At 65.8% G+C, this 14,131-nt stretch carries 9 protein-coding genes and 2 pseudogenes; 5 read left to right on the forward strand and 6 right to left on the reverse strand.

All coding sequences use genetic code 11. The annotated features are described in order from the left end of the window. Positions 1-53: 53 nt before the first annotated feature. A complete protein-coding gene (locus NA5_RS05095; RefSeq protein ID WP_062982337.1) occupies positions 54-779 on the forward strand; it encodes a glucose 1-dehydrogenase in 726 nt (241 codons plus the stop codon). A gap of 55 nt (positions 780-834) precedes the next feature. Here the strand turns inward: NA5_RS05095 and NA5_RS39080 are convergent. Beyond that, a pseudogene (locus NA5_RS39080) lies at positions 835-1,017 on the reverse strand (IMP dehydrogenase); the annotation flags it as partial. Positions 1,018-1,020: 3 nt separating this feature from the next. On the opposite strand from NA5_RS39080, the gene NA5_RS05100 reads away from it, so the two are divergent. Further along, the gene (locus NA5_RS05100) at positions 1,021-1,470 is read left to right on the forward strand and encodes an MmyB family transcriptional regulator (protein ID WP_245672096.1); all 450 of its coding nucleotides are present in this window, start codon (positions 1,021-1,023) and stop codon (positions 1,468-1,470) included. Positions 1,471-1,715: 245 nt separating this feature from the next. On the opposite strand, the gene NA5_RS05105 is transcribed toward NA5_RS05100, so the two are convergent. Then, complete coding sequence (locus NA5_RS05105; protein WP_062982338.1) at positions 1,716-2,066, reverse strand: histone-like nucleoid-structuring protein Lsr2; 351 nt, start codon at positions 2,064-2,066, stop codon at positions 1,716-1,718. A gap of 207 nt (positions 2,067-2,273) precedes the next feature. Here NA5_RS05105 and NA5_RS05110 point away from each other — a divergent pair, with 207 nt between their 5' ends. Together NA5_RS05110 and NA5_RS05115 are read left to right on the forward strand one after the other, a co-directional pair. Then, a complete protein-coding gene (locus NA5_RS05110) occupies positions 2,274-5,693 on the forward strand; it encodes a serine/threonine-protein kinase (RefSeq protein ID WP_063813184.1) in 3,420 nt (1,139 codons plus the stop codon). A 212-nt stretch (positions 5,694-5,905) separates the two neighbouring features. Then, positions 5,906-7,027 carry a CapA family protein gene (locus NA5_RS05115; RefSeq protein WP_062982454.1) on the forward strand — a complete coding sequence of 374 codons (1,122 nt, stop codon included), beginning with the start codon at positions 5,906-5,908 and terminating at the stop codon, positions 7,025-7,027. Here NA5_RS05115 and NA5_RS05120 read toward each other — a convergent pair. Together NA5_RS05120 and NA5_RS05125 are read right to left on the reverse strand one after the other, a co-directional pair. Beyond that, positions 7,008-7,661, reverse strand: a pseudogene (locus NA5_RS05120) (dienelactone hydrolase family protein); the annotation flags it as partial. The gene NA5_RS05115 and the pseudogene NA5_RS05120 overlap by 20 nt on opposite strands. 73 nt (positions 7,662-7,734) lie before the next feature. Then, complete coding sequence (locus NA5_RS05125) at positions 7,735-8,451, reverse strand: carbonic anhydrase (protein WP_174555194.1); 717 nt, start codon at positions 8,449-8,451, stop codon at positions 7,735-7,737. 388 nt (positions 8,452-8,839) lie between these two features. Here NA5_RS05125 and NA5_RS05135 point away from each other — a divergent pair, with 388 nt between their 5' ends. Then, positions 8,840-10,021, forward strand: coding sequence for an NAD(P)/FAD-dependent oxidoreductase (locus NA5_RS05135; protein WP_062982344.1), 1,182 nt, complete (start codon positions 8,840-8,842; stop codon positions 10,019-10,021). On the opposite strand, the gene NA5_RS05140 is transcribed toward NA5_RS05135, so the two are convergent. Next, the gene (locus tag NA5_RS05140; RefSeq protein WP_062982346.1) at positions 9,994-11,058 is read right to left on the reverse strand and encodes a sulfite oxidase; all 1,065 of its coding nucleotides are present in this window, start codon (positions 11,056-11,058) and stop codon (positions 9,994-9,996) included. The two genes, NA5_RS05135 and NA5_RS05140, sit on opposite strands and share 28 nt — an antisense overlap. 133 nt (positions 11,059-11,191) lie before the next feature. Continuing rightward, positions 11,192-14,131 (reverse strand): carboxyl transferase domain-containing protein (locus tag NA5_RS05145; protein WP_281201691.1); only part of this gene is annotated, 2,940 nt, incomplete at its 5' end.

Genomic DNA, 14,131 nt, shown 5'->3' on the forward strand with positions numbered 1-14,131 from the left:
CTGAATTAATCGATGATATCAACTATCGATAATCTCATCTATTGGAGGCGTTTATGCCGGTCGCACTCGTTACCGGAAGCTCACGCGGGATCGGCCGCGCCATCGCCGAGCGACTCGGGGCAGACGGCGCGGCGGTAGTCGTGAACTACCACTCGGACCGATCCGCGGCCGACCAGGTCGTGGCCACCATCGAAGCCAGCGGCGGGCAGGCGGTCGCCGCGCAGGCGGATGTGGCGGATCCGGCCCAACTTAGCGGCCTGTTCGACGCCGCCGAACAGCACTTCGGCGGGCTGGACATCCTGGTGAACAATGTCGGCACCGCAACCTTCAGCCCGATCGCCGAGGCGACCGACGACGAGTTCGACCTGATGTTCACCACCAACACGAAGGCCACCTTCATCGCGTTGCGCGCGGCGGCCAACCGGCTGCGTGACGGCGGACGGATCGTGGTCGTATCCTCCGGCGTGACCGCAACCCACCGACCGGGTTCCGGAATCTACGCTGCCACCAAGGCCGCCAGCGAAGCACTTGCCCGGGTACTCGCCAAAGAACTCGGCCCACGTGGCATCACTGTCAACAATGTGTTGCCCGGCGCCGTCCGCACCGAGGCACTCGCCGCGGCACGCAGCCCGGCACTCACCGAACAGATCATCGATCAGACCCCACTGGGCCGGATCGGCGAACCCGACGATATCGCCGATATCGTCGCCTTCCTCGCCTCCCCCGACGCCCGCTGGATCACCGGCCAATCCCTGCACGCGGGCGGCGGACTCTTCTGAGCGACAACGAGATTCATGCGCCGGGGACTATCTCGTGCGACTCGCGTCGTCGGTGTCAGGGGCGTAGGAGGGTTTTGATGGCGCGGCGGTCGTCCATGGCACGGTAGCCGTCGGCGACCTGTTCGAGTGGCAGGGTGAGGTCGAAGACTTGGCCGGGTTCGATGCGGCCGGTGAGAACGCGGTCGATGAGGTCGGGTAGGAAGCGGCGGACCGGGGCGGGGCCGCCGCGCAATCCGACGTGGTGCATCCCGACCCGAGCCAGCCGGTCAACTTCGTCCGCTTCTGCTTCCTCGACCCGCGAGCACGAGAGTTCTACCCCGATTGGGACCACATGGCCGACAGCTCGGTGAACCCGCTGCGCACCGACGCGGGCCGCGACCCCTACGATCGCGGGATCTCCGATCTGGTCGGCGAATTATCCACGTGCAGTGAGGGATTCCGTGTGCGCTGGGCCAAACACAATGTGCGCCTGCACTACACCGGTACCAAACGTTTCCACCACCCCGTGGTCGGCGATATCGAGGTCGGCTACGAAACCATGCCGCTACCAGCGGATCCCGGTCTGGTGCTGACCATCTACAGCCCCGAACCCGCCAGCCCCTCCGCCGACGCCATCACCCTGCTCGCCACCTGGGCCGCCACCAACCTCGGCAGCCCGACTCCCGATCAAGCGCTACCCAACCAACCCTGAACCCGCGCGGACGAGGAGCCACTTCGGGCAGTGTGACCTCGGTCCAGGCTGGTCAGGATGCGATCGCGCGGGCCCGGTTCATCGAATCTCGCGCCTCGCACATCGCCGCCGCCACCAACCGGTGAAATCGGCCGCCCCGGACAGCTGGAGAAATCCGTGCTACTCGAGCATCGAATTCGAGGTGTGCGAACTCTGCCCAGTTCTCCCTCGAATACCAGCGCTCGACGAAAATAGCAGGTGCGAGTTTACTTCGTGGCGGCGTGGTAGGCGGCGACGATATCGGCGGAGATCCGACCGCGCGCCGATACCTGATGGCCGTTTTTGCGGGCCCATTCGCGGATAGCGAGCGACTGCTCCCGATCCACCGGCGACCGAAAGTCTTTGCCGCCGCCTCTTGCCTTGGCCCGAACCTTCACTCGGCCGGTCCTGCGGCCCTTCTCCGTCCAACGATCCAGGTCGGCACGAAGCTTTCCGGCATTCTTTTTCGACAGATCGATCTCATAGGTAACGCCATCGAGGGCGAACAGAACGGTTTCATCGGCTTTCGACGTGCCATCCAAATCGTCGACCATGGTAACGGTCACTTTCTTCGCCATGAGTCAGCCCTTCATGTGTGAGCATTTCTTCGGCATATTGATGGTACAGAATTGGGAAAACTGGTAACGCTGGCGCGGTTGCTCTCAGTCCACCCCATGGGAACTCCCGTCTTGCCAACGCTTGGCTACCGCTGTTCCACATCGGCGCTATCGTTGAGACACGGGTCGGGATGGATGCGCTGACGCGGAGGTGCCGACGAATATTCGATGGACGAGCTCGACGAGGCCGCGACACAGCGCGACCTCCCCACCGGAATCGCGGCGGAACTAGCGGCGGCCGGATTCGGCGACGCGACCGAAATCGGCCGCGGCGGATTCGGCGTCGTGTACTGCTGCTACGAATACGCACTCGAACGCTACGTCGCGGTCAAAGTGCTCCGATCCGAGGTCAGCGGCGATGAGCGCGAGCAATTTCTCCGAGAACAGCGGGCATTAGGGCGGCTGTTCGGACATCCCCACATCCTGCAGGTGCTACAGGTCGACATCACCGCCACCGGCCGCCCGTATATCGTCATGCCGTTCTACGCCTGCGGCTCGCTGGAGAGCGTGCTGCGGGATTCGGGGCCGCTGCGCTGGTCGGATGTGCTTTCGATCGGCGTCAAGATGGCCGCGGCGCTGGCCGCCGCCCATGCGATCGGCATCGTGCATCGCGACGTGAAGCCGGGCAATATCCTGCTCACCGATTACGGCGAACCCCAGCTCGCCGACTTCGGCATCGCCCAATTCGGCGATGTCACCACGTCCTCCATGCGCACCGTGCAGGGCACGCCCGCATTCACCGCACCCGAGGTGCTCACCGGTGCGACGCCAACGCCGATCTCGGATATCTACGGCCTGGGCGCTACCTTGCACTGCTTGCTGGCCGGGCGGGCCGCGTTCGCACGCCGCACCGGCGAACCGATACAAGTGCAATTGGCCCGCATCGCAACCGCCGCCGCACCCAGTCTGCGCGATCAGCACATCCCCACGGCGGTGTGCGCGGCCATCGAGGCGGCCATGGCGGCGAAGCCGGACGAACGACCCCGGTCGGCGATCGAGTTCGGGGAGTGGCTGCGCCGGGTCCAGCACGAAACGGGCCTGGCGGTGGACGCACTGGCATTGCCGCCTGCGGTCGTCGAATCCGGTTCGGCCGCATCGGTCCCCGTGACCTCGCATACCCCGGGTGCGGTGACACCGCCTCCACCGCCCAGCACGGCAACAAAATTCCGTCCGCCCGCCGCACCCCATACGATGATCGCCCGCACCCGGCTGCTCGGGTTGTTGCGTGACGGCGGCGACCGGCGCCTCACACTGATCCATGGACCGGCCGGATTCGGCAAGACCACCCTGGCTCTGCAATGGGCCACCGCGCTGGCGGCCGAGGACGTCCCGGTGGCATGGCTTACCGCCGACCCCGACGACGACAATATCGTCTGGTTCCTCTCCCACCTGGTCGAGGCCATCCGCCGCGTCGCCGCGCCGCTGGCACGTGAACTCGGCACACTACTCGAGGAACGATCGTCCGACACCGCGAGATACGTGCTGTCCGCACTGATCGACAAAATCCACGCTGGTGGACAGACGATGGTGCTCGTGATCGATGACTGGCACCGGGTACACGCCGAAACCACCTGTGCCGCATTGGATTATCTGCTCGAGCACGGTTGTCATCACCTGCGGTTGGTCATCGCGAGCCGGAACAGGGCGTGTCTGCCGCTCAGTCGCATGCTGGTGCACGATGAACTGGTCGAGATCGATGTCGCGCAGCTGCGTTTCGATCCGCAGGAAGCCGGTGCTTTCCTGGCCGACTCCGGTGGGCTGTCGTTGTCCACCGACGAGGTGAACCGGCTACAGGAAACGACCGAAGGTTGGCCTGCCGCACTGCAATTGGCTTCCCTGTCGTTGCGCGGCCATGATCATCCCGGCGCGTTCATCGACCAGCTCACCGGCCGCCACCGGGCACTGGCCGACTACCTCGCCGAGAACGTGCTCGATTCACTCGAGCCGCCGCTGCTGGATTTCCTGCTTGCCACGGCGATCACGGAGCGAGTGTGCGCCGATCTCGCGGTTCGGCTGACGGACCGATCCGACAGCCAGGAACTACTCGAAGAGATCGCCGACCGAAATCTGTTCCTACGCCGCCTCGACGAAGAGGACCAGTGGTTCCAATACCACCACCTGTTCGCCGACTACCTGCGGCGTCGCCTTGTCCGCCGTGATCCCGCGCGTCTGGCGCAACTGCACCGCCGGGCGGCCGAATGGTGCGATGAACACGAGATCGTCACCGCCGCAGTCGATCACGCACTGGCCGCCGACGATCCGAACTATGCGGCGGATCTGGTCGAACGACGGGCCATGGACCTGATCGAAGGCTCCCGCATGGCGACGTTCCTCGGCTTGCTGACGAAACTGCCGCAACCCGTGGCGCAGATGCGACCGAGGCTGCAGATCTGCCGAGCCTGGGCAAACGTCGGACTGCAACGCTGGGAACAGGTTCGGCTGGCGTTGGACGATTTATACGCCGAACTGGATGCCGGTGCGGTTACCGGTACCGAGGCCACCAAACTGCGAGTCGAGGCGCAAACGATCACCGGTGCGGCACAATTCGTCACCGACCGTTTCGATGGGTTGCCCGAGCTGCTGGCCCAACATCTCGAGGATGCCGACACACCGTTCGCCGCCACGAATGCCGCGAATCTCGCGTCCATCGATGCACTCAACCGTTTCGACTTCGCCGAGGCCCGCCGCTGGCAGCAATGGGCAGCTCCGTATCACGATCGCAGCAAAGGCGCGTTCGGGGTGATGTACGGCAGGTGCGTCGCCGGGCTCGCGGCCCTCGAACAGCTCGACATCGCCGCCGCCGAAGAGCATTTCGATGCCGCCATCACCCGCACCCGGCGCGGGCACTCGCAAACCTACGGTTCACGGATGTCCGGTGCCCTGCTCGGTTCCATCCGCTACGAGCAGAACCGCCTCGATGAAGCCGAACAACTACTCGATTCCAGCGCTGATCTCGGCCTTCACGGCGGCGCGGTCTGGTTCCTGCTCGCCAGCTTCGGCACCGGCGCACGCATCAAAGCGATCCGCGGCGACCTCGCCGCCGCCGAACAACGACTTACCCAGGGGGCTGAAATCGCGGAGCGCGAGTCACTGCCACGCTTGGCCGCCCGCATGGTCAACGAACGCATCCGCCTCGGTCTGCCGATTCCACCCGAAACCCGCGACGCACTCGGGCAGCTGGCGCCATACCGCAAGCAGGACACAACGATTCACGCCGGTATCGCCGAACTCGAACAGGACTCCGCGATTCGGCTGCTATTGGCCGACCACTCGGCCGATCTAGCCTGCGACCGCGCCGAGCAGATGCTGCGTGTGATCGAAACCCAGCGTCGCCCAAGAGCATTCGTCCGCGCACAACTGTTGTGGGCGGGCAGCCTGTGGGCGGCCGGACGCCGGGGCGCCGCCACGGAGGCCGCGCTACCCGCATTGATGCTGTGCGCTGAGCACGGCTTGGTGCGCACCGCAGCCGATGACGGGCCACACATTTCGGCGATCGCGACCGAAGCGCGCTACGACGGCGCACCGCAGATAATGCGATTCCTGGAACTACTCACGGCGGTAGCGGATACGTCGCCATCGGTCCGATGACATCCGCTCGGCGTCGAATCAGTCACGTCGAGGTGAAGAATCTGTTGGCCTCACCTACCGACGTTGGCCGAGGATCGGCGGCGTCGGCAACACCCGGCTGGCGCTGCGCGCGGCGGCGAACGCCCGACGCGATTCACCGAGGGGGTCCGGTTGACGGCTTGTCCGAACCAGCGGATTCTCGTCGCCACCGCGCATTGAACGATATGGCGGACATGATCGACAATGGTGGTATGGCGACGGTGCTGCTGGGCGGCGACGTCATGCTGGGTCGTGGGGTGGACCAGATTCTCCCGCACCCCGGTGATCCGACGCTGCACGAACGGTGCGTCGAGGATGCGCGGACGTATGCGGAGTTGGCGGAGCAGACAAGCGGTGAATTCGCTCGTCCGGTGGATTTCGGTCACCCATGGGGCGAGGTCCTGCCGATGCTTGCTCAGCTCGCCCCGCGAGTGCGGTTGATCAATCTGGAAACCGCGATCACCGCCGATGGCGTGTTCGCCTCCGGCAAGGGCATCCATTACCGCATGAACCCGGACAATGTGCCGGTGTTGACCGCGATCGCGCCGGTCGTCTGCGCGCTGGCCAATAACCACATTCTCGATTTCGGTGTCGAAGGACTCACGGACACAGTGGAAACACTCGATACCGCGAACATCCAGCGCGCGGGGGCAGGGGCGGATTTCGACCATGCTCGGGCACCCGCGATATCGGAACTCGACGACGGACGGCGGGTGGTGATCGTCTCGGTCGGTGCCGGATCGAGTGGGGTCCCGCACCATTGGGCTGCCCGCCGCGATCGGCCGGGGTTGTGGTGGATCGGCGAATCGCCGAATATTCGCGCCGCCGAGGAAGTGGCGGCAGAAGCATTGGGGCACAAGCGCAATGGCGATATCGCGATCGTCTCCATCCATTGGGGACCCAACTGGGGCTACGGGGTGCCGCTGAGCGAAAGGCAATTCGCGCATCGATTGATCGATGCCGGAATCGACCTCGTGCACGGGCACTCCGCGCACCATCCCCGGCCGATCGAGATCTATCGGGGCAAACCGATTCTGTACGGGTGCGGTGACGTCATCGATGATTACGAGGGCATCCGCGGCTATGAGCGATACCGTCCGGAGCTTCGCTTGCTCTATCTGGTGTCCACCGATCCCGGCGCGATGGAGACGCGAATGATTCCGCTGCGGATCCGGCACATGCGCCTGCAATCGGCCGCGCGCGATGAATCTCGATGGCTGTGCGAGACGATCGAGCACATCAGTCGCGACTTCGGCACCAGGGTCGCACCGCGAGCCGACGGCCTGCCGGTGGTGTTCAAGACCGCACGACACTGAGGTGGCGGCGGAACCAGTCGCGCGCCAGATCCGCCACCTGCTCGAGCGCGCCGGGCTCCTCGAACAGGTGCGTCGCACCGGGGACGACATCGATCTCGCTCGGACACGGCATCCGCAGCTGGGCCTCGCGATTGAGCTCGAGAACGTGCCGGTCGTTACCGCCGACAATGAGCAGCGTCGGCGCACGGACCTGGGCCAGCCGCGCACCGGCCAGGTCGGGACGGCCGCCACGGGAGACGATGGCCGCGATCTCGGCGCCGGGCTCGGTGGCCGCCCACAATGCGGCACCGGCACCGGTGCTCGCCCCGAAATATCCGGTCGGAAGCCCGCTCAGGATCGGCCGCGTGCGTAATCCGCGGGTCACCGCGACGAGACGCCCGGCGAGCAGCTCGATATCGAAAACCCGTGCGCGGTTGCCCTCTTCGGCCGCGGTCAGCAGATCGACGAGCATCGTCGCGAGCCCCGCGCGGTTCAGTACATCGGCGACCAGCCGATTCCGGGGACTGTGCCGACCGCTGCCGCTGCCGTGCGCGAAGACGACCAGACCGGTGGCGTCCTGCGGGACGGCCAGTATCCCGGTCAGCCGGATGGACTCCGACGACACGATGACTTCTTCTGTCCGCGTCAAGGGATCGGATGCGGAGGGCAGCATCGAACACCTCCTGTTATCCGGAGTACCCGCCCGGCCGGTCATGTGCAAGCGGCGGTCAGGCCGGGGCTCCGTCGAGCACTTCTACCCGGCCGGTATCGAGGTTGTAGTAGGCGCCGACGACTGACACAGCGCCGCGTTCGACCATCGGCGCGAGGTCGTTATTGCGCCGCAGATCTTGTGCGGTCAGCTCGATCTGGAGGTGGGTCATCTTCTCGACCGGGTCGTCGCCGGGGGAATCCATCCGCTCATATGCCGGGCGTAGCGCCTGCACGATCGACTGCAGATTGCCCGGCAGTGCGGTGTCCTCCTGCAAAGCCTTGTATGCCGCGGCCACCGCACCGCAGCGCTGGTGTCCGAGCACCATGATCAACGGGGTGCCGCTGGTCATCGGGCCGTACTCGACCGAGCCGGTCACGACGGGACCGACCGCGAGGCCGCCCGTGCGCATCACGAACAAATCGCCGAGCCCGGTGTCGAACACCAGCTCCGGCGGGACGCGGGAATCGATACACGCCAGTACGACGCCATACGGTTGCTGATTCCGGGCCAGCAGCTCGCGTCGATCCGGATCCCGGTCGGGGTGGTCCAGGTTGCCGTCGATCCAGCGCCGATTGCCTGCCATCAGCCTGTCGAAGGCCGCCTTCGCGGTCTGCGGCGGCGTTTGCGTCGTCGGGACCTGCTCGGATGACTGGTCGCCCGCACAACTCGCCAGCACCGCGGTCGTCGCGGTCAGGGTGCCGACCAGAACTGTTCGGCGATCGAGCACACCCATGTTGTCACCTCCGCGCTCGGTGGATCTGCATCGGTTACGAGACGACGAAACGGTGCTACAGCAATTGCTGCAAGTATGCGCGCGGCCGAAATCCGGGTTCCATCCGGCTACCGAGGCGCGCACAATGGAGACGCGGTCGACACCCTTGTGAACGACGGAATATCGGAGAGCCTCGCCGCTGAGATGGTCGCGAAGGAACGGGTCATGATTCGTTCCATTGCGACGGCATCACCGTCACGTTTCAGCGCACGACTGAGGTGATAGTGCGCGAACTCCTTGTCCAACAACCAATTCTGGCATTCGCATCGGAAACGGAGCGACGCGATCGCGACGCGACAGTGCTCGCTCTCGGTGAGCGGGACCAAATCGGGAAGGCAGGTCGACGAATATGGCCTCCGAGAACGTTCGAACGCCGACGGTCCTGATCCTCGGAGCCGGGTTCGGCGGGCTGGAATTGACCGCCTGCCTGTCCGAGTCGCTGCCCGGCGAGGTGCGGGTGATACTCGTCGACCGCAACGACGGATTCACCTTTGGTTTCTCGAAACTGGAAATTCTATTCCGCGACCAACCCCCGGAATCTCTGCGGATCAGCTACCGCGACGTGGTCCGTCCCGGGGTCGAGTTCCGGCAGGAGCAGGTCACCTCGATCGACCCCCAGACCCGCCACGTCGTCACCGACCGTCGCGGCTACGATCCGGACTTTCTGATTGTCGCTCTGGGCGCCGATTACGATCCGGCCGCGACCCCCGGATTCGTCGAGGACGGTCACGAGTACTACTCGATCCAGGGAGCTTGTCGACTGCGCGATCGGCTGGCCCGGTTCGACGGTGGCACCATTCTCCTCGGGGTGTTGAGCGTGCCGTTCAAGTGCCCGCCCGCACCCTACGAGGGCGCGATGCTGCTGCACGAGCTGCTGGCTCGCCGTGGCATCCGCGAGCGCACCAGCATGCACGTGCTGACCCCGATGGACTCACCGATCCCCGTCTCCGCGGACACCTCTGCCGCGCTGGTCGAGGCGCTCGCGCGACGTGGAATCGACTACTCTCCCGGACGGCGGGTCCATGCGCTCGATCCGGCGAACCATGTCGCCCGAACCCACACCGGCGACCTCGCCTACGACCTGTTCATCGGCATTCCGACCCATTGCGTCCCACCCGTGGTCGAGGCATCCGGGCTCACCGTCGACGGTGGCGACGGCTGGATCCACGTCGACCCGCGAACCCTGGCCACCCCCTATCCGGGCATCTACGCCATCGGTGACTGCGCGGACGCGCCCGTTCCCCGAGCCGGGGTGTTCGCCGAGAACGCGGCCCGCACTGTCGCCGCGCACATTGCCGCACAACTGCACGGAACACCCCCGCCCGGAAAGTATCTCGGCCAGGGCTCCTGCTACATCGAATTCGGGCACGGACTGGTCGGAAAGGTCGACGCCGACTTCCTTTCCGGGCCGAAGCCGGTCGCACCGTTCGTTACGCCCTCGACCGAATTGGCAACCGAGAAAGCCGAATTCGCCGCCGCGCGGATTCGGCGCTGGTTCACCGATCAGCGGACCGTGACGGGGACTTCCTGAATCAGATTGTTCCCCATGCCCTGGCGGTTCCAGAATTGCTCGGCCGGTTGCACATTCCCCTCTGCATCGGTGGCGCGGCAGCTCAGTAGGTACTCACCCGGTCCCGCCTGCCAGGTGTAACTCCAACTGCGCCAGGCGAATTCGGAGTCCCCACGCGCCAATTGGGCATCCCGCCAGACGCCGTCGACACCGACTTCCACCCGCACCACGGGCGAGGTTCCGCACCAGGCGCGACCGCGGAGCAGCACCGCACCGGCGTCGACCGTCCGTCGCCGACTCGGGTAATCGGGAATGCCAGGCGGAATCATCAACGCACGCACCTTGATTCGCGACACTGGCACGCCCGGATCGTCGGCGTCGAGTTGGTAGTGATAGGCGCGAGCCTGTTGGAATCCAGTGAAGGGCCGGTCGACGACTTCGATATTCCGCAACCATTTCACGCTCGTCATGCCGTACCACCCTGGGACGAGCAGTCGCAGTGGAAAGCCGTGCTGTGGTGGGAGCGGTGCGCCGTTCATTTCGTAGACGAGCAGAATTTCGGGTCTGCGGCATTCGTCGATGCTCAGGGAACGTTGATAGTTGTGCTCCACATTGTCTTGGAATCCACGATCGGCTCCGGTGAACACGACCTCGACCGCCTCGTCCCGGATACCGCAGTCGTCGAGAATCCCACTCAGTGTGGTTCCCGTCCACGCCGCCGTCCCGATCGCCTCGAGACCCCACGGCTGGCTGACATTGCGCGGATCCATCCGGGTGCGTCCGTTACCCGCGCATTCGAGGGTGACTGGAATCGTCGTCGCCGGTCGCGATCTGATGTCGTCGAGCGACAGCTCCAGTCCACGCTCGACGTATCCGCTCACCCGCAGCCGCCACGACGCAGCGTCGATCTCCGGGATATCGAAATGAATCAGCAAGTAGTGCATGCCGATGGGCGTGATGTCGTAACGCATGCCTTCCAGTTGCATGCCGTGATTGCGCGTCGCCAGCGCGAGTTCGTCGAAGCGGACACCTTGGGCGCGCGAGACGAGTTCGGTCATCGGCTCTCGGTGATTCTGATCGAGATGGAACAGGCTGTCGGGCCAGTATAGGACGGGCCCGAAGCAATAACAGTCGGCCGACTCGGGGCTCGATACCGTCCCGAGTCGGCCGACTGTTTCAGCAAATCAGAGATCAGCTGGGCAGACCTGCCTCGATGGCCTCGATGATGCGCGGACGCAGTTCGGCGGCGCGGATGATGGCATCGACCGAACCGACCTCGACAGCGCGCTGGATATTGTGCACGCGGTCAAATTCCGCTGCGACCTCACCGAGTTTCTCCGTGCGAACCGAGGACCGGACCTCGTCGCGTTCCGCGGTCAGTGCCGCACGGTCGGCGCCGAGCGCGTTCGCGGCACGTGCCTCGAGATCGCGCACCCGCTGATCGGCTGCCGTACGGGCATCGACCTCGCCCGAGAACACCACCGCGGCCGCGGGGGCGCCGCCGAGCACCGAGGCGAACGAACCCTCCAGCGCCAGCACGGTCATATTCGGGTTGAGCAGCTTCGAGAACACCACGAAGGCGCCGCCGTGATAGCGCGAGATCACGCAGAACACGATGGGACCCTGGAAGTTCACGATCGCACGGCCGATCTCGGCGCCGTACTCGAGCTGCAACTTCCGCATCGATTCCGGCGAGCCGTCGAAGCCCGACAGATTCGCCAGCACCACCAGCGGCCGATTACCACTGGCCGCGTTGATCGCCCGCGCCGCCTTCTTCGACGACTGCGGGAACAACGTGCCTGCCGTATAGGTGTCCGGGCCGTCGGTGGATGGGTAGCCACGGCGCGGCACTCCCCTGGACTCGATGCCGAGCAGACACACCGGGATACCGCCGAGTCGCGCGCCCTGCACCACGGCCGTTTCGGCGTCGGCCATACCCGCCCAGCGTTCCAGCACCGGGTGGTCCTGATCGGCCACCGCCCGCATCACGGTCCGGATGTCGAACGGCTTCTTGCGGTCCGGGTTGGCGGTGGCGGAGAAGATCTCGCCGACCGTGGTGAAGTCGCTGCCAGCCACGACATGCGGGAAGTCGGAGACGTCGCGATCGATGGGGTCGCTGGTGCGCGACCGCCGCGGCGACTGCTCGCCGGGCGCCACATAGGTGTGGTCGTAGTGCGACATCAGCACGTCCCGCGCAGCGAGCAGGTTCGGCGCCCAGTACTGCGCCTGCCCGTTCGGACCCATCACCCGGTCGTAGCCGCCGATACCGAAGTTGTCCTCGGCCGACACACCACCGGAGAAGTCCAACGCCTGCTTGCCGGTGAGCACCATCGCCGAGTCCGGCGTCATCACCAGGATGCCCTTGGTGTGCATGAGCATGGTGGCCTCGGCATTCCAGTACGGCTGCGCGCCGACGTTGATGCCCGAGACCACGATATTGATCTCGCCGCCGTCCTGGGTGAATTCGACGATCCGCTTGAGCGCCGCCGCCACCCAGTCCATGTTCTCGGTACCGGACTGCATCGAGATCCGGGCACCGGAAGACAGCGCGTACCACTCCAGCGGCACCTGCATCCGTTCCGCAAGGTCCATCGCGGCGATCACCCGGCGGCATTCCGGTTCCGAAAGCGCGCCAAGGGATTTCGTCGGATCGCCGAGCAGCACCACCCTGGTGATGCCATCCGGATACTGCGCGGTCGGCGTGGTGACCACGCCCGCGACGATCGCGGCCTTATTGCGGCCCTTGGGCCGATCGACCGGCACCAGCGTGTGGTCGGCATCGAGGTCGTACTCGGCGAACTCCCCGAGCACACCGGTCAGCTCGTAGGGGTACACGGTGTTGCGGCTGCTGGCCCGCAGCACCTTCTGCCGGTACTCGTCGATCGGTTCGACCGCCTCGTCGGACCGCTCGCCGATGGTCACCTGGGTGCCACCGGTGGCATCGAAGGCGATGCGCACGGCGACCTTGATCAGCTCGCCGGTCTTCGGGTGACGATGGCGTGCGATGAGCAGGATCTCCTCCAGCCCGGCGCCCGCGGTCGTCGGCCGCACGCGATCGACGATCGTCTCCAGCTCGGCGCGGGTCATCTCGACCGGCGGCCAGATGTACATCACGACGCGGTTGGTGTGGAACCGCTTGGCCGAGGGCCGCTGCGACTGCGCCCGGCGGATCGAGTCGAGGCAGGCGGCGATGGTGCTCTCGGCCGTCGGCAGCGCCAGCAGCCGACCGTCGTGCTCGCGCAGTGCGGCCAGGTCACGTACCTGGGCGAATGCGACCAGACGCTCGTCGGACGCGTTCTCCTTCGCGATGCACCGGAACAGGTAGACCTCCTCGTCCGAGGACGGGAGCCGGGTGAGGTCGAACTTGCGCAGCCGCTTCATCTGCATGCGCTCCGCGATGTACGGATGCAAGCCGCGGATCAGCCGCTCCTCGACCATGCCGGTGGCGGACGGACGGAAGGTGAAGTGGTGGTGCATCACCGCACCGCCGCTGCCCGCGACGGTCGCGGTGATCCGGTGGATCTGGTTCGGCAACGGCCGCGCACCGAGCACTTCCTGCAGCGCCGACGCCATCGCGTCGAAGTCCTCCGGCTGCTTCTCCCAGCTCAGGTAGATGTCGACCTCGATGGACGCGGCCACACTCGCCAGCTCGGTGAGACCGCGCAGCACGGTGTCGAGCGCGTCGAAGCTCACCGCCGCCGACACCAGGCTCAGTCCCCGGCGCTCGGCGATCACGAACGTGCAGCCACCGGCCTCGCGGGTGTGCACACCCGTCAGACCCTTGTTTCCGTAGTACCGACGGGTCAGCACCTCGAGCATGGCGGTGTTGTCGGCACTGCCGCGCACCAGCCGCTGACCGAGCAGCCGCACCAGCGGCTCGGTGCTGCGCACCATTTCGGAGATGCGCTCGGCGCGATCGGGCGTCTCCGGATGCGCGTCGAGGTGGCTCAGGTGTTTACGGACATTGGTGTAGACCCGCGCGCGGTTGCGCCGCAGCAGCGGCTGACCGAACCAGGAATACACCAGTCCGCGGGTGAGGTCGGCGATCACCGGGAACCGCACCTGCGTCGCGGCCACCAGCCGCTCCAGCGCCAGACCGACCGGCTCGCGCAGCGCGCGGTCCGGCACCGG

The sequence above is a fragment of the Nocardia anaemiae NBRC 100462 genome (assembly GCF_001612725.1).
GTDB classification, from domain to species: domain Bacteria; phylum Actinomycetota; class Actinomycetes; order Mycobacteriales; family Mycobacteriaceae; genus Nocardia; species Nocardia anaemiae.